A 24,928-nucleotide genomic window follows, 5' to 3' on the forward strand; every position below is an offset into this window, starting at 1 on the left:
CCTTTAATCATTTACGTTTTCTGGCTTGTCTTTCTGATCTTTCCCAAGCCCTTAGATGCGGATATGGATCAAAGGACCATTCTGTATACCCGTTGTCTTTGTACATTCCGTAGTGAAGATGTGGAGGGAACTTTCCGGCAGTTCCTGGTGGTCCATAGCCAGAACTTCCAACAGAGCCAATCACTGTACCAGGTTCAACAACTTGCCCGATTGCTATATCCTTCGCAAATCCATTTAAGTGAGCAAAGTAATGGTACGTATTATTAACATCGCGGATACCGATACGCCATCCACCAAAACGGTTCCAACCTTTCATTTCGATGACCCCATATGAGGTTGCCCTTACCGGTGTTCCGTAGCTTGCAAAGATGTCAGTGCCTTCATGCATTCTACGACCTCCCCAGCCACGCGCATCTCCCCAAGTATTTTTATAGCTGTGATTATAGCCAAGAGGAACCGGAAAGGCATGTTTATCTAAATCAAGTGTGCCATATGTTGAATAGATTTTAGCAATTCCCGTAATCAGTGAAACCGATTTGTCCCGTTTGTAATAATCCCATAAACCGATTCTGATATTATCAGGATCAGTCCCGTACGCTAAAATTTGCTCTGAAATCGTAAGTAGGATATCCTCATCATTCGTTTGATCTGCAACTCCATCCCCGTTACCATCAAGACCTATTCCTCCAAAAAGTTGAATACTATAAGGGTTCGAATCATTTGGATTTGGGTTTAAAGCCCCCGCCCAAGTCTCTGGTTTAATATAAATTCCAATTAACCCGGTTTCTTTCGGAATATCTTTTCGGGAACGACGGATGCTTCTTTCATACTGGTCAATAGCCGCATAATAGTACCAAGGAATCTGTGTTACTGTTTCCATCTTTGTATAGAGGTTCATTCGTTCCTGAAAAACTTTTTGTTGATCCTCATTTGCACTTGCATCCAAAGGCATACACATTAAAAGTAAGCAAATAACAACAACTATACCAAGTTTTCTGTTCACGCACGCAAATCTCCTTTCACTAAAATAACACAAGGAAGTATTGTTTTAAAAAGGCATCTATAGGCATTTAATAAGTCGAATTTGTCTAATTTGAATTAAATAAAAATGTCTCTTCCTTGTTAGTTTGTTAAATCATCTCATTTTCATAATCACTAATTGTTGGAAGCTAAAAAATACAAATAAATCGAATACTTGGATTCTTAAAGTAGTTAGGAGTATAATAGGGATAGCCTTTGCAATGGAGTGATGAAGTATGTCAAAAAAACAAGAATATCTTCGAAAGCCGGAATGGCTAAAAATAAAACTGAATACGAATGAAAGCTACACTGGCTTAAAGAAAATGATGAGAGAGAAGCAATTACATACCGTTTGTGAGGAAGCTAAATGTCCTAATATTCACGAATGTTGGGCTGTAAGAAAAACAGCTACTTTTATGATTCTTGGGGACACTTGTACTCGCGCTTGTCGCTTTTGCGCGGTTAAGACAGGCCTTCCAAATGAATTGGATTGGGCAGAACCAGAGCGGGTAGCTGATTCTGTCGCAATGATGGGATTAAAGCATGTTGTTATTACAACAGTTGCTCGTGACGATTTGAAGGACGGTGGAGCTGCGGTATTTGCAGAAACAGTACGTGCAATTCGTAGAAAGAATCCATTTACCTCAATTGAAGTGCTACCATCTGATATGGGTGGAGTGCACGAAAATCTAAAAATCCTAATGGATGCAAAGCCCGACATTATGAACCATAATATTGAAACGGTTCGCCGTCTATCTGACCGTGTTCGTGCACGTGCAAAATATGAACGTTCACTTGAATTTTTACGTCGTGCAAAAGAAATGAATGCAGAAATTCCAACAAAATCAAGTATCATGATCGGCCTTGGCGAAACGAAGGAAGAAATCATTGAAACAATGGACGACCTTCGAGCAAACAATGTAGATATCATTACAATTGGTCAATATTTACAACCAACGAAAAAGCATTTGAAGGTTGAAAAATACTATCATCCAGATGAATTTGCAGAATTAAAAGAGATTGCATTAAGTAAAGGTTTCAGTCATTGTGAAGCCGGTCCTCTTGTACGTTCTTCTTACCATGCGGATGAGCAAGTAAATGCAGCAAAATCAAATCAACAAGTTAAACAAGCATAAAAAAAGGGGGAAATCCCCTTTTTTTAATGCGTTCCTTTTTGCAATAATTCTCTTCCATCATCTCTCTTTTGGTCTTCATTCCCTTTATTATCAGTTGTGCGATCTATTTCAGGATTGAATTCAATTCCACCTTTATTGTTGATACTAGGGTTACTAAGGAAGTCTTGGTTCTCTCTCGCCCTACGTTCATACTCAGGGTTGAGGCCACCTTCCATTTCCCCATTTTCATTTTCACCATCACTGACTTTATATCCTTGTGGCGATTTAATCATTTGTTGAATGGTAGATGTAATAATTTGATCGACATTTCGGCTGTCTGAATCAAGTCTTCCGAATCGCTCAATTTGATTCATCATGTCAGGGTTATCAGAAACGTATACATGGAAATACCTCGGAACAACTGACATTGCGGAACGTTTTACCTGGTCTGCTGTTAACATACGGTCTTTAGAATCCGTATCATATGCGACAAGGACCTCTTCATCCGTTACTAGCGTACCAACATCTTTGACGTTCGGAATAGTTGTACAGATTTTACTGATTAAATCTGCAACTTTTTCCCTGTTCATGGTTGGCAAATTACTGTATACATTTGCACCGCCAGGGACGGGATTTTTTTGGTGACGAACATAGCCAAAGTTCGTCATTTCTTTACCATTGTTTTTGACGCCATTCGCATTGTAAAGCTCATTTTGGTCAGTTCGATATATTTTATTTCCGCTTTCATGGTAGACACCTGCATTATCGTCAGAAGTACCGCAACCTGTTAAAGCGGTTAAGGCAATTAAGCCTGAGATGATTGTGTATTTTTTCAATCTTGACACCCCCTCAGTTGTAGGGTGACCAATTAAACAAAAATTTCGCATAGTAATTGATGGATTGATTGGCTATAATGGATATATAGTGAACATCCTCTAGTATGGGGTACGAGGTGATTGAAGTGATTAGCATAGGTAATACTACATATGAGCTCATTGATGAGCTAAAAGATGGATTTAATGAAGAAGCTTTTCGTGCGAGATACAGCGATATCTTAGCGAAGTATGATTATATAGTTGGGGACTGGGGATATGAACAGCTTCGCTTAAAGGGTTTTTTTGATGATAAAAACCAAAAAGCGTCATTTGATACAAAAATAAGTACCCTTTCTGAGTACCTATACGAATATTGCAATTTCGGTTGTGCCTATTTTGTCTTAAAAAAGGTAAAAAAATAAAGTACAGGCTAATTTAGCTGCCTGTACTTTTATTATGGCTTGAACCTTCTTATTAGTCATAAGGCGGTTCGGCATTTTCATCCTTGTCATCATGTGTGGGATGAGCCCCAGGGAATTGTCTTGGAAGATCCTGGTGAAGTGATTTGAACTCATAGTTAAAGCTGCTATATGTTCGTTGTCCTTCTTTCCATGGTGTACTTTTGTTCTCAACAGGCGTATCCTTACCACGCGGTGTGCCATATGGCCCTTCCGGATATTCCTCAAAGGTTAAGAAATTTCTCATCGTCTCCACATTTGAAAAGTCGGTATACTTTATTTCTTCTTTATCTTTTTCTGCCACCTGAAAAACACCTCACTTCTTACTTCTAGTGTTTTCGCAGCATTGCGTAATTATGTTAGACAATTTCATACAAAAAAGAACGCAATTCCTCTGCTTCCTCTTCAGATAGCTGATAAGCATGTTCAATATAGCCGGGCTCATCAAGGTCATCTCTACCGATAATAGCAAAACGATTGCTCAAAATATTTAAAACAATATGCTTGCCATAATAGCGGTCAGATTTGACAACAGCTAAGTCGTAGCGCTGGTGTTCCCCCATAAAACTTACAAATCGGGTTTGTGTGTCGATTGTATCATCATATAAGAAAAATCGTTCAGACATAATGGATTCTCTCCTTTTAAGAAACAGTCATTATCCTTATCATAACAAAGGTGTACGAATTAGAAAACGAATTTATAGATACGGTAGGTAAGAGGGATACCATGAATCATTATAAACTTTATGGTAAAATAATGTGGTATATAAAAGATGGTGGGTAAAGATTATAAACTGTAGGTGATACTATGTATTTTGTTGACCGAGAAAAAATTGAAAAAACCCTTCTTTTTTACGAAGAAAATTTACAATTAATTGAAGCAAATTCAACTTGGACAAGCGTGGTTGAAAAGAAAGCGTTAGAGAGAATCTCTCATCTTACAATTGAGGCAATTTTAGATGTCGGAAATTCGATGATTGATGGCTTTATTATGCGTGATCCAGGTAGCTATGAGGATATCATAGACATACTTGAAGATGAAAAAGTAGTGACAACTGAAGTAGCGAATGAACTTAAAGAAATTATCCGTTTTCGAAAAGTAATAGTTCAAGATTATCTTGAGATTAATCACGACGAATTAATTTCGAGCCTTCAAAAAAATAAAGTAAGTCTTGCTAGCTTTCCACAAGCGGTACGATCTTATCTTGAAAATGAATTAGGACCGGTTTCCGCATTTAAAAACTAAAAAAAGGTGATAGAAGTAGTGAAAACATACAAAGGATATTTATTTGACTTAGACGGTACCATGTATCGTGGAACAGAGCGTATTAATGAAGCGTGTGATTTTGTAAATAAACTAAATCAAAAGCAAATACCATATTTATTTGTTACGAATAATTCATCTAGAACACCTGAACAGGTGGCAGCCAAACTTCGTGACTTTGATATTGCGTGTTCAGAGGAGCAGGTTTTCACCACAAGTCAAGCTACGGCAAATTATATGTATGATATGAAACCGGGTGCAAGTGTATATGTAATTGGTGAAGATGGTATCTACCAAGCATTAGAGGAAAAAGGCTTTACATTTCAAGAGGAAAACCCCGATTTTGTGGTTTGTGGAATTGACCGTTCCCTTACATATGAAAAATTCGCCATTGCTTGTTTAGCCGTACGAAATGGTGCAACCTTTATTTCAACAAATGGTGATATTGCCATTCCGACTGAACGTGGGCTTCTTCCAGGGAATGGTTCATTAACTTCGGTAATCACTGTTTCAACAACAGTAAAACCCATTTTTATTGGGAAGCCTGAAAAAATCATCATGGAACAAGCGCAAAAGCAACTGGGGATTCCAAAAGAGGATACTATCATGATTGGTGATTACTATGATACCGATATTATGGCAGGTATGAATGCTGGTATCGATACATTGCTTGTCCACACCGGTGTTACTACCCCTGAACTATTAAAAGGATATGACCGACCTCCAACCTACGCAATCCATAGCTTAAAGGAATGGATGGATCAAATTTAAAAACGCTCAATTTGAGCGTTTTTTTACATGGCCAAAATTGTTTTCAAATTAAAAAGACCGAGGTAGTTGGAGTAACGTGTTCCGTTATTAGCTGCAAACTGTTCTACCTAATTAATGCTGAGGTTGAGGTATTTTCGGACATGAGATGGCGAATTCATGTGGACTGTGTCCGAAGTTTGAGTACCTTCGGACAAGGGAAGGCAAAATAATCGAAGTTGTGTCTGAAATCTAAGTATCTTCAGACAAGGGAGGCCAGATCCTTCTAGTCTGTGTCCGAAGTTTGAGTACCTTCGGACAAGGATAGGCAAAATTACTGCAGTGATGTCTGAAGTTCAGGCATCTTCAGACAAGGGAGGTCAGATCCTTCTAGTCTGAGTCCGAAGTTTGAGTACCTTCGGACAAGGATAGGCAAAATTACTGCAGTGATGTCCGAAGTTCAGGCATCTTCAGACAAGGGAAATCAGATTCATCGAGTCTGTGTCCGAAGTTTGAGTATCTTCGGACAAGGATAGGCAAAATTATCGCATTAGTGTCCGAAGTTCAGGCATCTTCAGACAAGGGAAACCAGATTCATCGAGTCTGTGTCCGAAGTTTGAGTACCTTCGGACAAGGATAGACAAAATTACTGCAGTGATGTCTGAAGTTCTGGCATCTTCAGACAAGGGAGGTCAGATCCCTCTAGTCTGTGTCCGAAGTTTGAGTACCTTCGGACAAGGATAGGCAAAATTACTGCAGTGATGTCCGAAGTTCAGGCATCTTCAGACAAGGGAGGTCAGATCCTTCAAGTCTGTGTCCGAAGTTTGAGTACCTTCGGACAAGGATAGGCAAAATTACTGCAGTGATGTCCGAAGTTCAGGCATCTTCAGACAAGGGAGTTCAGATCCTTCTAGTCTGTGTCCGAAGTTTATGTATCTTCGGACAAGGATAGGCTAAATAATCGCAGTTGTGTCTGAAATCTAAGTATCTTCAGACAAGGGAGGTCAGATCCCTCGAGTCTGTGTCCGAAGTCACGTAATTCCTTTAATGTTAGGTTTTCCTACACTCAGAAATTTTAAAAAAGCGTGAATTCGTTTGTGAATTCACGCTAAAAATGTATTATGATTTTACTGCTTTGCACTGGAACCCGTGACGCTTGGATTTGGTCTTTTACATCCTTATTCTACGTTAGCTGCTCTATGTGCTAAACGACTTGAAGCTGCGGCTGCAATCGCGCCCACAATATCATCTAAAAATGTATGACATTCCCCAGTTGATTTATCATTTAGGCGTTCTAATATACCAGGTTTTTTCTTATCAATATATCCGTAGTTTGTAAAACCGATCGAGCCGTAAACGTTCACAATTGAAAAGGCAAGGATTTCATCTACACCATAAAGTCCTTCGTCCACTTTGATTGTTGAGAGGAGTGGCTCCTCAAGTAAGCCTTTCTCTGCAAGTTTATCTAATTGGATCCCTGTTAACACTGCATTTTGGATTTCACGCTTTGTTAACACGCGGTCAACATTATGAATACATTCTTCCATTTTTAAATCTGGGTGATATTTGCTTTGTAGATAATACACCAACTCCGCAATATCCTGAATGGTGACGCCCCTTTCCTCCAACCATTTTCTGGCTGTTTTTTCAATCGCGTTCATTTTATTTTCTTGACTCATCTTGTTCACCCAATTTCCTTTGATTTCAAAATAATTTTTTACTAATATTTCCTAGTTTACCACAAGTAATGATGTTTTGTTTCATATAGATGTTTTATACAAATCAATACGTTTCTTAATAGTATGAACGGGGAGTGATGTTTTATGAGAGAAACACTTTTGGAGCAATACAAATTAAAAGTGGATCGATTTGTAAAAGTATTCGGATATGAAGGGATCATCTATCGAAATATAGTATATTGTATTGTGCCAATATCATATTTGGAACAAGAGGAACTGTTTGAAATTAAACATCTTAGTGAGTACATGATTCAAAAGGGAGATATTCGTGTAGGCTCCATTTTACCTACGACAGATGGGAAATTAAGCACCATTATTAATGATGAAGAAGCAGTTATTATTAGATGTCCAGTATATAGCCATAGAGTTTCCAATTCATTAGGGTATGAGTTGGCTAGGTTTCATAAACGTGGTAGAAGCTTTCCTTACCAAGTAAAAAAGGTTAACCGAATCGGACAGTGGAAATTCTTATGGGAAAAAAGATTGGATCAAATGGAACTGTTCTGGAAGGAAAAGGTAAAGCAGCATCCTCAAAATGAGTTTGAAACCTTATTTGTCGAGGCATTTCCATATTATATAGGATTAACAGAAAATGCAATCCAATATCTTGTTGATACAGAAATAGATGAAACACCAACTGCAATTGATTCAGCTACTGTATGTCACCATCGTTTTACGGAAAATTCTTGGGATCGGAATTCGTATACGAAGCTACCTACGGATTGGGTTTTTGATCATTATACAAGGGACCTTGCAGAATTCATTCGAGACCAATATGTTAATGGAGAAACTAAGCAAAACGGGCAAATCGTGCATTTTTTAAAGGAATATGAGCGAATCACCCCACTTTCTGCTTTCTCTTGGAGACTTCTATATGCACGCCTTTTATTTCCACTGCATTTTTTTGAGTGTATTGAGGAGTTTTATATGACAGGATCAGAGATGCAAATGGAAAGGCATTGTAAAAGATTAGAATCCATTCTGAAGCATTCCAGTGAACATGAACGCTTTTTAGCAACTTTTTTATCAAGTGCAGGAGTAAAAGAAAAAAGACTAACAATTCCAACTATCAGCTGGCTTCAAAAATAAAAATGTATGGTACTATAGAGAAAGATAATTTTTTCTTAGAGGTGAAACATGACTAGGCCATATGTTTTTATTACTAGAAAACTTTCCGATAACGCAATTCAACCATTAATGGAAGTAGCAGATGTACATATTTGGAATGAAGAAGAAAAGGCTGTTCCAAGAGAAATCCTGCTTGAAGAGGTAAAAAAGGCAGATGCTCTTTTAACAATGCTTTCAGATAAAGTAGATAAAGAGCTTCTGGATGCAGCACCAAAATTAAAGGTAATCGCAAACCTTGCTGTGGGTTATGACAATATCGATGTAGAATATGCAAATCAAAAGGGAATTGCGATTTGCAATACACCTGATGTTTTAACAAATACTACAGCAGATTTAGCCTTTGCTTTATTACTTTCAACTGCAAGAAGAGTGGTGGAAGCAGCTGAATTTATAAAAAAAGGCGAATGGAAAAGTTGGAGCCCATTATTGCTAGCAGGAAGCGATGTCCACCATAAAACCATTGGAATCGTAGGGATGGGTAAAATCGGGGAAGCAGTTGCAAAACGCGCAACAGGGTTTGATATGAATATTTTGTACCATAACCGCTCCCGTAATGTAGTAGCAGAAGAGCGCATTGGCGCTTCTTATACTTCCTTTGATGAGCTAATTGAAACCTCTGATTTTATTGTTTGCCTAACTCCACTAACGGACGAAACAAGAGGTTTATTCAGTAAGGAAAGCTTTATGAAAATGAAAAATTCTGCAGTTTTTATTAATGTCTCTAGAGGGCCAGTTGTTGATGAAGATGCTTTATATCAAGCGTTAGTTACTGGTGAAATTGCAGCAGCTGGACTTGATGTTTTTGAAAAAGAGCCTGTAGATGCAGATCATCCATTATTAACACTTCCAAATGTCGTAGCATTGCCACACATCGGAAGCTCAAGTACTGAAACACGTGAAAAAATGATGAAACTGTGCTGTGAAAATATTGAATTAGTTCTAATCAATCAACAACCAAAAACACTTGTTAACAAGGAATGGGTCTTTCAGTAATCATATGTTTGTCGGAGGCACCTTCGTAAAGAAGGTGTTCTTTTATAACTTGAATTTTTACAAAATAAAAACTTTTTTATAAAATATTTCCCTTTTATATCAGTGAGTTAAACGTTTTCAAGCAAAAAGTCTAAAAAAAAGCACTTGTAAAAGCATAGTATTACCACTATAATGTCTTTTATAGAAAGACAATTGTATTTCCTAGAAATACAAAGGAGGCGGAAGAATTATGAAAAAAATTTCAGTAGGATTATTAGGTTTAGGTACGGTTGGTAGTGGCGTTGTTACGATTTTAAAAAATCATCAAGATAAATTAATGCACCAGGTTGGTTGCCCAATTGAGGTTAAAAAAGTATTAGTGAAAGACATACATAAGCATAGATCGGTAGACATTGAACCTACCCTTTTGACAACAAATGCAAACGAGGTAATTGAAGACCCAGAAATCGATGTTGTCATTGAAGTTATGGGGGGAGTAGATGACACTAGGCAGCTTATACTTCAATCTTTACGTAATAAAAAACATGTTGTTACAGCCAATAAGGATTTAATGGCATTATACGGTTCAGAGCTATTAACTGTCGCTAGTGAAAATGGCTGTGACCTATTTTATGAAGCAAGTGTTGCCGGTGGGATTCCAATCCTTCGAGGGTTAGCAGATGGCTTTGCGTCAGATCGAATCATTAAAATGATGGGAATCGTGAACGGAACTACTAATTTCATTTTAACAAAAATGACAAAGTTTGGCAGTGCTTATGAAGAAGTATTAAAAGAAGCCCAGGATCTTGGCTATGCAGAAGCAGACCCTACAGCAGATGTTGAAGGTCTAGATGCAGCAAGAAAGATGGCAATCCTTGCAACATTAGGATACTCCATGAATATTGACCTTAAAGATGTTCGTGTTCAAGGAATTTCAACTGTAACAAGTGAGGATATCGCATACAGTAAACGATTAGGTTATGTTATTAAGTTGATTGGTACTGCCCATCGTAAGGGGGAAAAAGTTGAAGTAAGTGTTCAACCAACACTTCTTCCTGAAACACACCCACTTGCTGGAGTAAATGATGAATTTAATGCGGTATATGTGTATGGAGAAGCAGTTGGAGAAACGATGTTTTACGGACCTGGTGCAGGTAGCCTGCCAACTGCAACTTCAATTGTTTCCGATTTAGTCGGGGTCATGAAAAATATGAGACTTGGGGTAAATGGTAAAAGTAGCGTGTCCCCTCAATTTGAGAAAAAGTTAAAAGATGATTCTGAGATCTTCTCAAAATACTTCTTACGTATTCACGTAAAAGATCAAGTGGGAGCATTTGCAAAACTTACATCCCTATTCTCAGAACGCGGTGTAAGCTTTGAGAAAATTCTTCAATTACCGTTGAAAAATAAAGATTTAGCTGAAATTGTTCTTGTTACTCATCAAGCATCATTACGAGATTACGAGGAAATTTTAGTACAGCTTAGAGATTTACAGATTATACAAGAAGTTAAGAGCTCTTACCGAGTTGAAGGAGGAAACCAAGCATGAGATGGCAAGGACTACTACAGCAATTTCGTGAATATTTACCGGTGAATACAAATACTCCAATGCTTTCCTTAAACGAAGGGAATACACCATTAATACCGCTACATTCCATTTCAGAGGATCTTGGGGTTGAGCTATATGTAAAAGTAGAAGGTGCGAACCCAACTGGATCCTTCAAGGACCGTGGAATGGTAATGGCAGTTGCGAAAGCAGTTGAAGAAGGCAGCAATACGATTATCTGTGCATCAACAGGAAATACTTCAGCAGCTGCTTCAGCATATGCAGCACGTGCAGGACTCCGTTGTATTGTTGTCATTCCTGAAGGCAAGATTGCGATGGGTAAACTAGCTCAAGCTGTCATGTACGGAGCTGAAATTATTTCAATTGAAGGAAACTTTGACCATGCCCTACAGATGGTTCGTAATATTAGTGAAACAGCACCTATTACTCTCGTAAACTCTGTAAATCCATATCGAATTGAAGGACAAAAAACAGCAGCATTTGAAATATGTGTACAGTTAGACGGAGCTCCTGATGTATTAGCGATTCCGGTTGGAAATGCTGGAAACATTACGGCATACTGGAAAGGTTTTAAAGAATATAACGAGCGTCATAATACAGGTCTTCCTGAAATGCGTGGGTTTGAAGCAGAAGGTGCAGCGGCAATTGCAAAGAATAAAGTCATTGAAAATCCTGAAACAGTTGCAACTGCGATCAGAATCGGAAATCCAGCAAGCTGGGATAGTGCAGTTGTTGCTGCAAGTGAGTCAAAAGGTAAAATTGATGAGGTTTCAGATGATGAAATCCTTGAAGCATATCAATTATTAGCTAAAAAAGAAGGCGTGTTTGCTGAACCAGGATCTTGTGCCTCCATTGCTGGAGTAATCAAACAAGTACGCAGTGGTGAAATTAAAAAAGGTAGCCGAATTGTTGCTGTTCTAACGGGAAATGGATTAAAGGATCCTAATATTGCAATCGAAGCAACTACTATCAAGCCTGTGGTATTGCCGAACGATGAAAAGCTTGTCTATGAACATATCAGAGGAGCCGTACTTCATGAAGTTTGAACAAGCATTTCAAATTAAAGTACCAGCGAGTACGGCAAATCTTGGACCAGGATTTGATTCAGTTGGGTTAGCGGTTAATCGCTATTTAACTCTCCAAGTTGAACCAAGTCAAGAGTGGGAGTTCGTTCTACAGTCAAAAGAAATTGAGCATACTCCAACTGGTAAAGATAATTTTATCTATCAAATTGCAGAAAAGGTGGCTCGTGCTTTCTCCTACGAGCTGCCTCCCTGCAAGGTATATGTTCAAAGCAATATTCCACTAGCTAGAGGTCTGGGAAGTAGTGCAGCAGCCATAATCGCTGCAATCGAACTGGTTAATGAACTTTGTAATCTCCAATTAACAAGCCAACAAAAACTTGATTTAGCCTGTGAGTTTGAGGGACATCCCGATAATGTAGGGGCTTCCTTATACGGCGGCTTAGTCGTTGGCAGCCATCGCGGAAGCAAAGACACTGATCTCGTCCATGTGGACGATTTATCCTTTGATTTGGTGGTTGTCATTCCACCGTATGAACTAAAAACAAAGGATGCCCGAAGTGTGCTGCCGAAGGAATTATCCTATCCGGAGGCAGTGAAGGCAAGCTCAATAAGCAATGTAATGATCGCTGCTCTTTTAACTAAGGACCTTAAATTAATGGGGAAAATGATGGAACTCGATCTCTTCCATCAACAATATCGTGCAAAACTCATTCCTGAGTTCAATCAGATCCATCAAATTGCAAAAAACGGAGGAGCATTTGGTGTTGCCATAAGTGGAGCGGGACCAACAATCATTTGCTTCACTGAATGTGGACATGGAAAACAGCTAAGAGAAGAGTTATCATCTGTCTTTGAAGGGTATCAGGTTGAAGAAGTATCAATAGAGAAAAACGGAAGTGTGTTAACTTCACTTTCATTGCATGAATAAAGAAGCGAAACCGAAATGGGTTTCGCTTTTTTGAGTACAGAATACTTAATACTGCCGCTAATTCAGAAATACTGTCACTAATTCGAAAATACGGCCACTATTTCGGGAATACTGCCATTATTTGAAAATTACTGCCACTAGCTTTTTATTGCATAAAAAAATGCCTCAAAAACTTGAGGCATCACAGAATTATCTATTAGAAAACTTGTTCAACTTCAACTATACCTGGGACTTCTTCTAATAATGCACGTTCAATCCCAGCTTTTAAAGTAATTGTAGAGCTTGGGCAGCTTCCACAAGCACCTAAAAGACGAAGCTTTACAACACCATCTTCTACATCAACTAAATCACAGTCTCCACCATCACGAAGTAAAAATGGACGAAGTTTATCTAAGACTTCTTGTACTTGCTCTTTAATATCTAGTTCAGCCATTTCGATTGACTCCTTTCCTCATACCTTTATAATTATTATAATCTGTTTGCTGGAAAAAATCTATTAACTTTATTTAGTAGATGTTCCACTCCCAAACGTAAATAATTCTAATAAATGTATACAATTTTAGTTTGAGTTTCGACTAAATAAAATTAATGTCTCCGGCGGATGCCGCAGATTTTCAGAGGTGATTTTTCGAGCATGCTCGAAAAAAATCTGGGCGGGAATATGCCAAGGCATATTCAATTAATAAACCCTTATTGAGAATCCTAAGATGTGTTATTACTATCTTTTGGTGTCTATTCTAACAGATTTTTAGTACAATGGAAAAAGAAATGATTGTAGACGATTTAGTTGGGGAAAAGGAGAGCATGAAATGGAAAAGCAAAAGGTCGAGATCTGTGTGTACGGTGCAGAAATATTATGTCCGAGTTGTGTCAATCTTCCTTCATCAAAGGAGACTTATGAGTGGCTTGAAGCGGCATTAAGCAGAAAGTTCCCGAATCAACCATTCGACATTACTCATGTTGATATTTTTGATCCACCTGGGGACGAAGAGAAAAAAACATTTGCCACACGAGTAATCGAGGAAGATATGTTTTACCCAGTTGTTGTTCTAGAGGGAACCATTGTCGGAGAAGGAAGCCCGAAGCTAAAAACCATTTATGCAGAAATGGAGAAATACGGATACGTAGCAGCAGAATAATCAATAGTAAAAAAGCACGGAAAGTCATTGACTAACCGCGCTTTTTTTATCACCCATTATGATACTTATACATCCATAATACCCCTGATTTTAACATACGAGGTACGCGTCCTGTGAGAGCTCGTTCTGCAACTAATCCAAATCCTTCTTTTTTACCAAGAGAACCAAGAACACCTTTTAGTTTAATTTTAGGAAACTCAGCTGGAGGTTCTTCACCCTTCCAACGTTTTAAAAGGACCTGAACAATTTGTTCAGCCTGACCTTCGGCTAGTTGAGCACTTGGTGCATGTGGTAAGCTTGCACAGTCACCAACAACATATACATGTTCATCATTTGGAAGATTGTGTTGTTTTGTTAATACTACTCGGCCGCTTCCGTCTTTTTCAACATCTAAGTCACGAACAATTTTATTAGGCTGGATACCAGCTGTCCACACAACTACATCACTTTGAACAGGTTGGTCGTTATTAAAGAGTACATTCTCTTCCACTCTTGTAATATTTGAGTTATTGATAATCTCTACTTCGTTTTTATCAAACCAGTTTTCTACATACATACTCAATTTTTCAGGGAAAGCTGAAAGTATATGTTTCCCTCTATCGAATAGTTTGATTTTTAAGTCAGGTCTGCTTTCATACAGCTCACTCGCTAGTTCAACTCCACTTAGGCCTGCACCAACAATGGAAACAGTAGCACCAGCAGGAAGATTATTAAGCTTTTGATAGGTTTTTCTTGCTTTATCGATGGTTTGGATGCTATCTGTGTATTCTTTCGCACCTGGAACATTGTGATATTTGTCCTCGCATCCAAGTCCAATTATTAAATCATCATACTTAACTGGTTCTACATCATTAATGTGAACAAGTTTTTCATTTAAATCGATGCCTGTAATCTCCCCATACTTTACGTGCAAACGTGGATGTTCTGGAAAAGTTACACGTACATGTGAGTCTGAAATAGTCCCTGCTGCTAGCGCGTAAAATTCCGTTTTTAAACTATGATAAGGCGCACGGTCAATTAAGGTAATCTGTATATCCTCGGGTAATTGACTTGGCAAAAGGCGGTGTAAAACCCGCATTCCACCATAACCTCCACCTAAAATGACAAGATTTTTCATGATGATTATCCCCTTTGTTACTCTCTTTAGTTAAAGCGTATTCATCCATTGTTAGTACAAAGTTTATAGCTAATTCGTTATCCTTTTCAAACACTAAAAGTATAGCGAAATTATGACAAAATAACAACCGATATTCTAAAAATTGACGAATCGAAAAAAAGAGAGTACGATAAATAGTTGTAGTGAGGTGAATACCAGTGAATCCTATCATTGAGTTTTGTGTTAGTAATTTGGCAAGTGGCTCACAGAAAGCTAAGGAAATTCTTGAACAGGATCCAAATCTTGATGTGATTGAATACGGATGCCTTAGCTATTGTGGACAATGCTTTGAGTCGCTATATGCTCTTGTAAATGGGGATGTAGTTACTGGTGAAACAGCTGATGAGCTTGTTGAAAATATCTATACCTATTTAGAAGAAAACCCAATGTTCTAATACAAAATATTATATATACGAGAAAGCAGTCTATTTTGACTGCTTTTCTTACATTTTGGGCAAAAAAAGAAAACCCTTCATTAAATGAATGAAGAGTTTCTAAAAAAAACGGGGGATAATCTTATTGTGCTCCAAATAATACCATTTTATACTAGAAGTAATAAAAAAAGTTAGCATTAGACAGATTATTTGTAACAAAACCCGATTACCATTATACTAATAGTAATAACCTATTTTAGTAAGCTTGAAAAAGAAGGAGGTTACAAACATGACAGATCGTGTGGTTACCATTTCTGAAGCGGCTGCTTTTCAAATTAAAGATATGATGAAACAGAATGAAGAAGAAGGATCATTCTTACGTGTTGCTGTAAAGGGTGGCGGTTGTAGTGGGCTTTCTTACGGAATGGGCTTTGAACAAGAAGTAAATGAAGATGATCGCCAGGATGAACAGCATGGTATTAAGATTATCATTAATAAAGAAGATGCTCCAATACTATCTGGTGTGAAAATAGACTTTAAACAATCCCTTATGGGTGGCGGTTTTACTATCGATAATCCAAATGCAATTGCATCATGTGGGTGTGGTTCTTCCTTCCGTACAGCAAAAGTTACGGGTACACCTGAAAACTGTTAATTGTAAGTTGGGCTTCTAGTGTGGGCCCGACTTTTTTATCCTAAATATGGCAAGTTTTAGTCTAAAAAAATAACAAATTTCCAACAACCTCCAAAAAGGGTTGTTTTTTTATTTTTTTAATATTTAAAAAGGTCCTCAAACACTTGAAAAATCAATATAAAAGGCATAATATAGGATGTGGGTAATAAATAGTACAACTTATCGACAAATATCGGAATCTTTTTTGTCCAATAATGGTATCTTACGTGAAAGATATCACAAACTATTTAATCAATAAAATTAGAGCATACAGTTGAAAATAGAAATAAGTATTTTTGACTGCAAAAAAGAAAAGGTGGGCGTGATTACAGTGAGAAAGCCAAAAATCGTAGTTTTAGGTGCAGGATATGGTGGATTAACCTCTATTGTTAATTTACAAAAGACTTTGGGTGTAAATGAAGCTGATATTACACTAGTTAATAAAAATGATTACCACTATGAGACCACTTGGTTACATGAAGCTTCTGCTGGTACTTTAGAGGCAGATCGTGTACGTTACCAAATTGAAGACGTAATTAGCGGACATAAGGTTAAGTTTGTAAAAGGCTCTGTAGCAAAGATTGATCGTGAAGGCAAACGTGTAATTCTTGAGGACGATTCACAGGTTGAATATGACTATTTAGTTGTCGCACTTGGTGGAGAATCCGAAACTTTTGGAATTAAAGGCCTAAAAGAATACGCATTTTCAATTTCAAATGTAAATACAGCTCGTCAAATTAAAGAACATATCGAATATCAATTCGCAACATATAACACGGAAGAAGAAAAAGACGATACTCGTCTAACAATCGTTGTTGGTGGAGCAGGATTTACGGGTATTGAGTTCTTAGGAGAACTTGTTAATAGAGTTCCTGAACTTTGCCGTGAATTCGATATTGACCAAAATAAAGTAAAGATTATTTGTGTGGAGGCTGCACCAACCGCATTACCTGGATTTGATGCTGAATTAGTTGAATATGCAGTGAACCACTTGGAGAAAAAAGGTGTGGAATTCAAAATCGGAACTGCGATTAAAGAAGGTACACCTGAAGGAATCATCGTTGGAAAAGACGATGTAACAGAAGAAATTAAAGCGAAAACTGTTGTATGGGCAGCGGGTATTCGTGGAAACAGCGTAATAGAAGCTTCTGGTTTTGAAGCAATGCGTGGTCGTGTGAAAGTTGAAAAAGACCTTCGTGCACCGGGTCATGAAGATGTTTTCTTTGTTGGAGATAGCTCACTTGTTATTAATGAAGAAATCAATCGTCCATACCCTCCAACTGCACAAATCGCAATGCAACAAGGTGCATTAGTTGCGAAAAACATTGCGGTACTAGTTCGTGGACAAGGAGAACTTGGTGAATTTACCTTTGATAACAAAGGAACTGTATGTTCACTTGGTGAGCATGATGGAATCGGTGTAGTATTTGGCAGAAAAATTTGGGGCTCAAAAGCAGCATTCATGAAGAAAGTAATTGATAACCGTGCTCTATTAATCGTAGGCGGACCATCACTTGTTCTTAAAAAAGGTAAATTAAAATTCATTTAACATAATAAAAAAGGAATGCTTTTATCTTAGCATTCCTTTTTTACATAATTGTCCGTTTTGCTAAGTGAAATCAATTGACTCATTAATCATACCTTTAGTAAACTAGGAAGGGATTTGTCCTTATTCGTCCAGCACAAGTGCCTAGCCCTCTAGGTCACAAGCCAATCTGTCATTTAGGTCAAACAGTGCGCCTTTTGCCAGTTCGTCTTGTGCTGTCGCGGCTGATCAAGGAACTTGCGCATTTGTAATGGAGGTGAGTTGCCATGTCACTCAGTTTTTTACCGATATTTTTAATTTCGATGTTATTATTTTTCGTTTTATTTTTTGGAATAGGATTCATTCTTAACATGCTATTACGTATGTCGTGGATTATGGCCATTATTTATCCAATAATTGCCTTGGCAATCATTCAAGAGGTATCCTTTCTAGATTATTTTACATCACCGGCTAGTGCATTTAGTTCTTTAGGAGAGAGTATTACGACATTAGCTCCGCTAGATATTGCGATTTTACTTAGTGGTCTTGCTGGTGCAATTTTATCAGGAGTAATCATAAAACTCCTACGAAAAAAAGGATACAGAATGTTTTAGGTAGTCACTTCTATTGAGAATTTCCAAGAGGAAACGTAAGGATTTAGTTATAAAATCTTTACGTTTATTTTTTTTCTACAATTATCTTCCACTCATAAACGAATATTTTTTTGCCAAATTGGAAAGAAATAGAGTCGTGAGAGGAGTGGAAAAATGTGTTTCGTTTAAACACAATGATAAGAAGAAGTGCAATGACATTCCTATTTGCATTAGCACTAATTACTACGTTCCAATCTTTTTCCGGAGTGCAGACGAAAGACCTTACAAACTGGATAGGCAACCAATTTCAAGAGAAATCGCAATCAGTAGGAATTAAAAGTGTAGAATGGGTATCACAATTATTATTTATAAATAATGGAAATAAGGCGGTCTCGGCCTCTGGCTTAGAAACCACATTACCAATTGAAGAAGCGATTGATTTTTCAAAATACCCAACACAAACAGTTGTCGCGACTGGATATACGGCAGGTGTTGAATCAACAGGTAAGGATGCGAAACACCCTTCCTATGGGATTACCTATTCAGGTGTTAAGGTGAAACGTGATTTGTATTCAACCATTGCTGCGGACTTAGATGTGTTTCCAATAGGAACAATTCTATTTATACCCGACTACGGGTATGGAGTAGTCGCTGACAAAGGCGGAGCTATTAAAGGAAATAAAATAGATTTGTACTATGATACAGTTGATGATGTCTATAAAAAATGGGGGAAGAAAACCCTTGATGTTTATATCATCAAGATGGGTGACGGAAGAATATCTGAAGAAGAAATTGCTGCAATGAATGAGGATAAGTCAATGCAAGTATTTCGACAACAAATTTTAGGTGAAAAAAGTTAAAGGCTAATCATAAAGATTAGCCCATTTTGTATTTTAAAGGCTATGAAGTAATAAAGTTAACAAGACCCCAGTTAATCCACCAAAAAATACCTCAATCGGTTTGTGACCTAATAACTCCTTTAATTCTTTTCTTTTACTAGCCTCATCAAGCTTAGGCCATAGTTTTGCATCCTCTGCAAATTTCTGGAAATCCGCAACAAGCTGATTGAGAACGGTCGCCTGTTCACCAGCATGTCTACGAACGCCAGAAGCATCAAACATGACAATGACAGCAAATACTGTTGATATCGCGAAGAAAGGGGAATCTACGCCTTGTTCGAGGGCGATACCGGTTGTTAACGCAGTAACTGCTGCTGAATGGGAGCTGGGCATCCCACCAGTACTTGTAACTAACGACCAATCAACTTTTTTTGTTACAAAAAAATGTAGTGGGACTTTAACAAATTGTGCAAATCCTATTGCAGCAAGTGCAGCCCAAAGTGGAAAATTTGTAAAAAGCTCCATGTAAACTTCTTCCTCTCGTTAACATCCATTTTCTAACTTTGTTTTTGTTTAAAAAAGTTTTGACATTTCATGTAATATAAAGTTACTTTTTATCATTATAAAAGAATTTGGTTGAGCCTGCAAAATGAATTTTAAACTGGTGGATTGATGATGAAATTTAGTGCCTCGAAGTTTATAATAAAAAGGTAAAATATAATGGAGGTGTAACAGTGTTTAACGTTAAAAATGAAGCAAAAGCAATAGAAGCAAATGAAGCATTACTAATCGGCATTTTCGCGAAAAACCAAAAGACAACAGGTCTTACAAAAGAATTAGATTTATTATTAGATGGACAGATTACAGAACTGTTAAAAGAAGGCGACATTCGTGTAGAACAAAATAAGGTTTCAAAGGTACATACTTTAGGGAAGACACCGATAAAAAGAGTTTATTTTTTAGGTCTAGGAAAAGAAGAAAAGCAAACCCTTGAATCTCTCAGAGAGGCGTTTGGAAAAGCTGTTAAAATAATCTCAGAAACAAAGGTTGAAAGCTTTGCCGTTAGCTTAGATTCCTTTGTATCTGAGGAATTAGATGCACTTGATGTTGCCCATGCGTTCGGAGAAGCCCTTGCATTGTCTACATATAAATTTGCAGATTACAAGCAAAAGTCAAATGAACCAGAAAAGAAAATTGAAGAAGTCGTTGTTTATTCTAGCGGCGATTCAGAAGAAATCAAGGCAAGTATAACTGTCGGATATGCGTATGGACAGGGAACAAACTCTGCCAGAACCCTAGTAAATCTTCCAGGTAATATGTTAACAGCTACAGATTTAGCAAATTATGCAGCAGAGCTCGGAAAGAAATATGGATTTGAAGTGGAAATACTAGAAAAAGAGGATATGGAAAGGCTCGGGATGGGCGCACTCTTAGCGGTTAATAAAGGTTCTGCAGAGCCTCCTAAAATGATCGTCCTTAAATATCAAGGTAAAGAGAACTGGGAAGATGTCATTGCACTAGTTGGAAAAGGAATTACCTTTGATACAGGTGGATACTCCATCAAGCCAAAGGACGGCATTGTTGGCATGAAATCAGATATGGGTGGAGCAGCAGCTGTTTTAGGAGCTATGGAGGTCATTGGGGAATTAAGACCTGATAAAAATGTTGTTGCTGTCATCCCATCAACCGATAATATGATTAGCGGTGATGCATTCAAGCCAGATGATGTAGTAACCTCTATGAATGGTAAAACAATTGAAATCTTAAATACAGATGCAGAAGGTCGACTTGCATTAGCAGATGGCATCACCTATGCGAAATTTCATGGTGCCTCTTATTTAGTAGATGTTGCGACATTAACTGGAGGAGTGATTGTCGCTTTAGGTAATGATATTACGGGTGCAATGACAAACAACGAAGCCTTTTTTGAGGAGGTTTTAGAAGCATCCATTGAAGCTGGTGAACCTATTTGGCGTTTACCGATCACTGAAAATCATAAGAAGCGTGTTCGAAAAAGCCTGGTTGCCGATTTAAATAATTCACCTGGTCGCGATGGTCATGCAATTTTCGCTGGCACATTCATAGGTGAATTCGCAGAAGATACACCATGGGTACATCTAGATATCGCAGGAACAGCAACGACGACTTCAGCTCACAATCTTGGCCCAGCCGGTGCAACTGGGGTTATGGTCCGTACACTCGCAACCCTAGTTGAGCGTTTTGGAGAAACAGAAGAATAAATGACAGAGAAGTCTACCTAACGGGTAGGCTTCTTTTTAATAGGAATGCGTATCATCATATCGCTATATGATAACTGAAATGGCGTATTGGCCGATTTATGATATATCTCTATATCGCAGCCCGATATGTGGTGTATAGAAACCGTTTAATCGGTCTATCAGCATACCGCAATACGCTTACTTAATAGTGTATTGGCACCCGATATGTGGTATATCGCAATATATGAAACGATATATCGGCAAAATACTTAAATGTTAATGCTATAACCACAACCTGATTTATCGAAATATATCCCTATATCGCAACCCGATATATCGGAACATCCTTATATCACAAGCCGCTTTTATAAGTTTCGTCCTATGAAATCCCAATCAACAAAAAAGTGTTCCACCAGGATCATAACCAACTTCTCCTATAAAAAACCATTGACGATTTCTAATATCATATGGTATTTTAGTTTAGTATTTTAATTCTCTACCAATTTAGCAAACTAAAGTATTTGAAGAATAATAACCATACTAAAAGGAGTTTTCACCATGAATGCAGTTGTTATAGCAGTTCTTGTCATGCTAATTCTAAGCTTATTCCGTATAAATGTGGTTGTAGCTCTTGCTATAGGGGCAATTGTTGGGGGACTAACAGGTGGTCTCGATATTGCAACAACAGTATCTACATTCACAGAAGGCTTAGGTGGAAATGCTACAGTCGCATTAAGTTATGCACTACTTGGAAGTTTTGCAGTAGCTATTTCAAAAACAGGATTACCAGATGCGATGGTAGACCTTGCCATCAAACTTGTTGGGAAGCAAGGAGATAGCAAACGGAAAACCTATTCAAAGGTACTAATCATCTTAATTATTCTAGCAATTTCTATTTCATCACAAAACTTAGTACCGGTTCATATTGCTTTTATTCCTATTTTAATACCACCTTTATTAAAGGTATTTAATGAACTCGAAATTGATCGTCGACTTATCGCTACCGTTATTACTTTTGGTTTAACAGCTCCATACATTGCGCTACCAGTTGGATTTGGAGAGATTTTCCACGGACTTCTGCAGCAATATATGCAAGAAAGTGGATTAGAAGTAGTAAAACGAGATATCCCAATTGCCATGTTGATTCCATCTTCAGGGATGGTAGTTGGTTTACTTATCGCAGTTCTATTTTCCTATCGTAAGCCAAAACAATATAAAACGATCGAAATTGCAAATGAGTCAGGTTCAGGAGTAAACACAACTTATACTAAAAAGAGCCTTAGCTTTGCTACACTTGCCGTGATTGTTACATTAGGTATACAGTTAACACTTTCGCAAGTATTTGATGTGGATGGCATGATTTTTGGAGCATTAGCCGGAATAGCTGTTCTTTATTTCAGTGGCTCGATGAAAGTAAGTCAAGCTGACGAAGTCATAACTAGTGGTATGAAAATGATGGCATTCATTGGATTTGTTATGATCACAGCTTCAGGGTTTGCATCTGTTATTAAAGAAACAGGGCATGTTGAGGCACTGGTTTCACAATCTGCGGATCTTATCGGTGGAAATTTATCACTTGCTGCTTTAATGATGTTAATTGTAGGTCTTTTGATTACCTTAGGAATTGGTTCATCATTCTCAACGATACCAATCATCGCAACGATTTTTGTTCCATTATGTATTGAAGTTGGATTTAGTCCAATGGCGACAATTGCTCTTGTAGGAACTGCGGCAGCTCTAGGAGACGCTGGATCACCCGCATCAGATAGTACGCTAGGTCCAACGGCTGGATTAAATGTCGATGGTCAGCATAATCATATTTGGGATACTTGTGTTCCAACATTTTTACACTATAATATTCCACTCATTATTTTCGGCTGGATTGCTGCGATTGTCTTATAAAAACTTACCCCCACGAATTTTCGTGGGGGTATTTCACTTAATTTCATAGATTTGTTGAAGACGGATTTACAGAGTTCCTAGAAACTGCTCGATAAATTCTTGGTGAAATAAGTGCGGCGAAAATGGTAAAAGCAAGGTCCTTTACAATAAACCAAGCCATAACAGCCCAAGCTGCTCCATAGCTCATTTTAACCTCTAACCAAAAATTGAAAGCAAAGTACATATAGTTCGTGCCAATGAAATAGTTCATAAACAAACCAACAAATGCAGCAATCACGAATGTTTTTAAGGTTGGATATCCCTTAGCATGCTCAACGATCTTTCCTGAGAAATAAGCTGTTGCAATGAACGAAAATATAAACCCACCCGTACCGCCAATGATTGGAGCAAGCCCTGCTTCGAACCCTGAAAAAACAGGTGCTCCAGCAATTCCAATTAACATATACACAGTCATAGAAATCGCGCCTAATCGACTTCCGAGAAGAAGCCCAGCCAATACGGCAAAAAAGGTTTGCATTGTTAAAGGTACACCCGCAACCTGTAAAAAAGGTACCATTGAGGTAATGTTTGCACCAATCGCCATAAGTGCTGCAAACATCCCAACATATGTAATTTCGATTGCTCGAATGCGTGGTTTTGATAGTGTTGTCATTATGTGTTAACCTCCGTGTATTTTAGTTAACAAAATCGTAAAACAAGATTCATTATATGTCAACAAAAAAATACAGAAGTTAACAAATGAAAGTGAAGTCATATGATTAAGATGACGTTGATAAAATAGATGTAGATAATCTTAAAGAATGACAAGTAATCATCTCTAATTGTTATATTTAAAAAATTTTTTTGCCGTTCAAAGTAATAAAAAAGTGTCAAAAGGGATGTCTTTTAAATATAATGCCCATATCCGAAAATGTTGGGAGCGGTCGGAAATGAGTATTGGAATTGTATTAATGGGCCTTTTTGTCGGTTTTTTGGTCGGACTAACAGGTGTTGGTGGAGCGGCATTATTAACCCCATTCTTGATCTTAATTGGTATTAATCCACTAATTGCAGTTGGAACAGACTTTGTTTATAACTCAATTACGAAATTTTTTGGATCTGTACAGCATTTTCGGCAGAAAACAATTAATTTTAAGCTTGTAAAATATTTGGCTATAGGCAGTGTTCCTAGTGCAATTCTAGCGGTGACTACTTTACATTTTGTTGGAGGAGATAAACTCCTGCAAGGGGAAATCGTAAAGCATGCACTTGGATATGTTCTTATGATGGTTGCCGTTGCGACCGTAATAAAAACCTTGTTCAGTTCTCGTTTTAAAAGCAGGTCCTATAGTATAAAACCTATTGAGGATAAAGCAAAAGCAACCATTCTTTTAGGTGCCATCCTTGGTTTTATAGTAGGGTTAACCTCAGTTGGTTCCGGGTCGTTATTTGCCCTGGCCATGTTGTTATTTTATCAGTTGCGTGCTTCGGAGTTAGTTGGAACGGATATCGCACATGCGTTTATATTAGTCACGGTAAGTGGTTTTTTTCACTTAGGTTTTGGAAATGTTGACCTGCTATTAGTTGCAAATTTACTTTGCGGTTCGATTCCAGGTGTAATCATTGGGAGTACCCTGTCTGCAAAGGTTCCTATGAAACCATTGCAAACGGTAATAGGAGTCATCATTTTTATAAGTGGTTTGAAGTTAATTTATTAGTCCAAAAAAGGTGAAAATATTGCTTACTATACT

Annotated in this window: 25 protein-coding genes and 2 pseudogenes; 18 read left to right on the plus strand and 9 right to left on the minus strand. The window is 37.8% G+C overall.

Annotated features, from left to right (window positions below; genetic code table 11):
- Positions 1–7: 7 nt before the first annotated feature.
- Positions 8–958 (minus strand): peptidoglycan DD-metalloendopeptidase family protein, encoded by a 951-nt coding sequence (locus AC6CHV_RS05545; RefSeq protein WP_121446481.1) that lies wholly within the window; start codon positions 956–958, stop codon positions 8–10.
- 298 nt (positions 959–1,256) lie between these two features.
- On the opposite strand from AC6CHV_RS05545, the gene lipA reads away from it, so the two are divergent.
- On the plus strand, positions 1,257–2,156 hold the full coding sequence (gene lipA / locus AC6CHV_RS05550) for a lipoyl synthase (protein ID WP_341330502.1): 900 nt from the start codon (positions 1,257–1,259) through the stop codon (positions 2,154–2,156).
- 170 nt (positions 2,157–2,326) lie between these two features.
- On the opposite strand, the pseudogene AC6CHV_RS05555 reads toward lipA, so the two are convergent.
- Positions 2,327–2,971 (minus strand): annotated as a pseudogene (locus AC6CHV_RS05555) (YhcN/YlaJ family sporulation lipoprotein); the annotation flags it as partial.
- Between the two features lie 125 nt (positions 2,972–3,096).
- Here AC6CHV_RS05555 and AC6CHV_RS05560 point away from each other — a divergent pair.
- Positions 3,097–3,372 (plus strand): YutD family protein, encoded by a 276-nt coding sequence (locus tag AC6CHV_RS05560; protein ID WP_099352671.1) that lies wholly within the window; start codon positions 3,097–3,099, stop codon positions 3,370–3,372.
- Between the two features lie 52 nt (positions 3,373–3,424).
- Here AC6CHV_RS05560 and AC6CHV_RS05565 read toward each other — a convergent pair whose 3' ends face one another.
- Positions 3,425–3,655 (minus strand): cytosolic protein, encoded by a 231-nt coding sequence (locus tag AC6CHV_RS05565; RefSeq protein WP_498078315.1) that lies wholly within the window; start codon positions 3,653–3,655, stop codon positions 3,425–3,427.
- A 112-nt stretch (positions 3,656–3,767) separates the two neighbouring features.
- Positions 3,768–4,034, minus strand: a complete 267-nt coding sequence (locus AC6CHV_RS05570) for a DUF3055 domain-containing protein (protein WP_099352672.1) — start codon at positions 4,032–4,034, stop codon at positions 3,768–3,770.
- A gap of 182 nt (positions 4,035–4,216) precedes the next feature.
- Between AC6CHV_RS05570 and hepT the strand changes: the two genes are divergently transcribed.
- Together hepT and nucF are read left to right on the plus strand one after the other, a co-directional pair.
- Entirely contained in the window at positions 4,217–4,654 is a 438-nt protein-coding gene (gene hepT, locus AC6CHV_RS05575; protein WP_498078290.1) for a type VII toxin-antitoxin system HepT family RNase toxin, read from the plus strand.
- Between the two features lie 18 nt (positions 4,655–4,672).
- Positions 4,673–5,443 carry a 5' nucleotidase NucF gene (gene nucF, locus AC6CHV_RS05580; RefSeq protein ID WP_498078291.1) on the plus strand — a complete coding sequence of 257 codons (771 nt, stop codon included), beginning with the start codon at positions 4,673–4,675 and terminating at the stop codon, positions 5,441–5,443.
- 1,154 nt (positions 5,444–6,597) lie between these two features.
- On the opposite strand, the gene AC6CHV_RS05585 is transcribed toward nucF, so the two are convergent.
- The gene (locus tag AC6CHV_RS05585; protein WP_121446479.1) at positions 6,598–7,080 is read right to left on the minus strand and encodes a phosphatidylglycerophosphatase A family protein; all 483 of its coding nucleotides are present in this window, start codon (positions 7,078–7,080) and stop codon (positions 6,598–6,600) included.
- A gap of 162 nt (positions 7,081–7,242) precedes the next feature.
- Between AC6CHV_RS05585 and yutH the strand changes: the two genes are divergently transcribed.
- From yutH to thrB, 5 genes are all read left to right on the plus strand, one after another.
- Entirely contained in the window at positions 7,243–8,247 is a 1,005-nt protein-coding gene (yutH, locus tag AC6CHV_RS05590; protein WP_341330505.1) for a spore coat putative kinase YutH, read from the plus strand.
- A gap of 48 nt (positions 8,248–8,295) precedes the next feature.
- A complete protein-coding gene (locus AC6CHV_RS05595; protein ID WP_498078292.1) occupies positions 8,296–9,279 on the plus strand; it encodes an NAD(P)-dependent oxidoreductase in 984 nt (327 codons plus the stop codon).
- Between the two features lie 226 nt (positions 9,280–9,505).
- Entirely contained in the window at positions 9,506–10,807 is a 1,302-nt protein-coding gene (locus tag AC6CHV_RS05600; RefSeq protein WP_440274861.1) for a homoserine dehydrogenase, read from the plus strand.
- Positions 10,804–11,871 (plus strand): threonine synthase, encoded by a 1,068-nt coding sequence (gene thrC, locus AC6CHV_RS05605; protein ID WP_341330507.1) that lies wholly within the window; start codon positions 10,804–10,806, stop codon positions 11,869–11,871. The genes AC6CHV_RS05600 and thrC overlap by 4 nt, the downstream gene beginning before the upstream one ends.
- Complete coding sequence (gene thrB, locus AC6CHV_RS05610; RefSeq protein WP_498078293.1) at positions 11,861–12,778, plus strand: homoserine kinase; 918 nt, start codon at positions 11,861–11,863, stop codon at positions 12,776–12,778. The genes thrC and thrB overlap by 11 nt, the downstream gene beginning before the upstream one ends.
- A 196-nt stretch (positions 12,779–12,974) precedes the next feature.
- Here the strand turns inward: thrB and AC6CHV_RS05615 are convergent.
- A pseudogene (locus AC6CHV_RS05615) lies at positions 12,975–13,284 on the minus strand (NifU family protein).
- A gap of 303 nt (positions 13,285–13,587) precedes the next feature.
- On the opposite strand from AC6CHV_RS05615, the gene AC6CHV_RS05620 reads away from it, so the two are divergent.
- Positions 13,588–13,917 (plus strand): YuzD family protein, encoded by a 330-nt coding sequence (locus tag AC6CHV_RS05620; RefSeq protein WP_341330509.1) that lies wholly within the window; start codon positions 13,588–13,590, stop codon positions 13,915–13,917.
- A 49-nt stretch (positions 13,918–13,966) separates the two neighbouring features.
- On the opposite strand, the gene AC6CHV_RS05625 is transcribed toward AC6CHV_RS05620, so the two are convergent.
- A complete protein-coding gene (locus AC6CHV_RS05625; RefSeq protein ID WP_498078294.1) occupies positions 13,967–15,034 on the minus strand; it encodes an FAD-dependent oxidoreductase in 1,068 nt (355 codons plus the stop codon).
- 197 nt (positions 15,035–15,231) lie between these two features.
- On the opposite strand from AC6CHV_RS05625, the gene AC6CHV_RS05630 reads away from it, so the two are divergent.
- The 5 genes from AC6CHV_RS05630 (at position 15,232) to spsC (ending at position 19,098) form a co-directional block, all read left to right on the plus strand.
- Positions 15,232–15,468: a YuzB family protein gene (locus AC6CHV_RS05630; protein WP_099361734.1), complete on the plus strand. Its 237-nt coding sequence runs from the start codon at positions 15,232–15,234 to the stop codon at positions 15,466–15,468.
- Positions 15,469–15,736: 268 nt separating this feature from the next.
- Positions 15,737–16,102, plus strand: coding sequence for a HesB/IscA family protein (locus tag AC6CHV_RS05635; RefSeq protein ID WP_341330511.1), 366 nt, complete (start codon positions 15,737–15,739; stop codon positions 16,100–16,102).
- Positions 16,103–16,442: 340 nt separating this feature from the next.
- Entirely contained in the window at positions 16,443–17,669 is a 1,227-nt protein-coding gene (locus tag AC6CHV_RS05640; RefSeq protein WP_498078295.1) for an FAD-dependent oxidoreductase, read from the plus strand.
- Between the two features lie 263 nt (positions 17,670–17,932).
- Positions 17,933–18,259, plus strand: a complete 327-nt coding sequence (locus AC6CHV_RS05645; protein WP_121446198.1) for a YuiB family protein — start codon at positions 17,933–17,935, stop codon at positions 18,257–18,259.
- 155 nt (positions 18,260–18,414) lie between these two features.
- The gene (spsC, locus tag AC6CHV_RS05650) at positions 18,415–19,098 is read left to right on the plus strand and encodes a stationary phase survival protein SpsC (RefSeq protein WP_498078296.1); all 684 of its coding nucleotides are present in this window, start codon (positions 18,415–18,417) and stop codon (positions 19,096–19,098) included.
- A 33-nt stretch (positions 19,099–19,131) separates the two neighbouring features.
- Here the strand turns inward: spsC and AC6CHV_RS05655 are convergent, their stop codons facing one another.
- Positions 19,132–19,602 (minus strand): divergent PAP2 family protein, encoded by a 471-nt coding sequence (locus tag AC6CHV_RS05655; protein ID WP_498078297.1) that lies wholly within the window; start codon positions 19,600–19,602, stop codon positions 19,132–19,134.
- 209 nt (positions 19,603–19,811) lie between these two features.
- On the opposite strand from AC6CHV_RS05655, the gene AC6CHV_RS05660 reads away from it, so the two are divergent.
- Together AC6CHV_RS05660 and AC6CHV_RS05665 are read left to right on the plus strand one after the other, a co-directional pair.
- Entirely contained in the window at positions 19,812–21,317 is a 1,506-nt protein-coding gene (locus AC6CHV_RS05660; protein WP_498078298.1) for a leucyl aminopeptidase, read from the plus strand.
- 537 nt (positions 21,318–21,854) lie between these two features.
- The gene (locus AC6CHV_RS05665) at positions 21,855–23,198 is read left to right on the plus strand and encodes a Na+/H+ antiporter NhaC family protein (RefSeq protein ID WP_498078299.1); all 1,344 of its coding nucleotides are present in this window, start codon (positions 21,855–21,857) and stop codon (positions 23,196–23,198) included.
- Between the two features lie 43 nt (positions 23,199–23,241).
- On the opposite strand, the gene AC6CHV_RS05670 is transcribed toward AC6CHV_RS05665, so the two are convergent.
- Positions 23,242–23,850, minus strand: coding sequence for a biotin transporter BioY (locus tag AC6CHV_RS05670; RefSeq protein WP_341330516.1), 609 nt, complete (start codon positions 23,848–23,850; stop codon positions 23,242–23,244).
- A 277-nt stretch (positions 23,851–24,127) separates the two neighbouring features.
- Between AC6CHV_RS05670 and AC6CHV_RS05675 the strand changes: the two genes are divergently transcribed.
- Positions 24,128–24,895: a sulfite exporter TauE/SafE family protein gene (locus tag AC6CHV_RS05675; protein WP_341330517.1), complete on the plus strand. Its 768-nt coding sequence runs from the start codon at positions 24,128–24,130 to the stop codon at positions 24,893–24,895.
- Positions 24,896–24,928: the final 33 nt, after the last annotated feature.

The sequence above is a fragment of the Ferdinandcohnia sp. GQ5 genome, assembly GCF_059759275.1.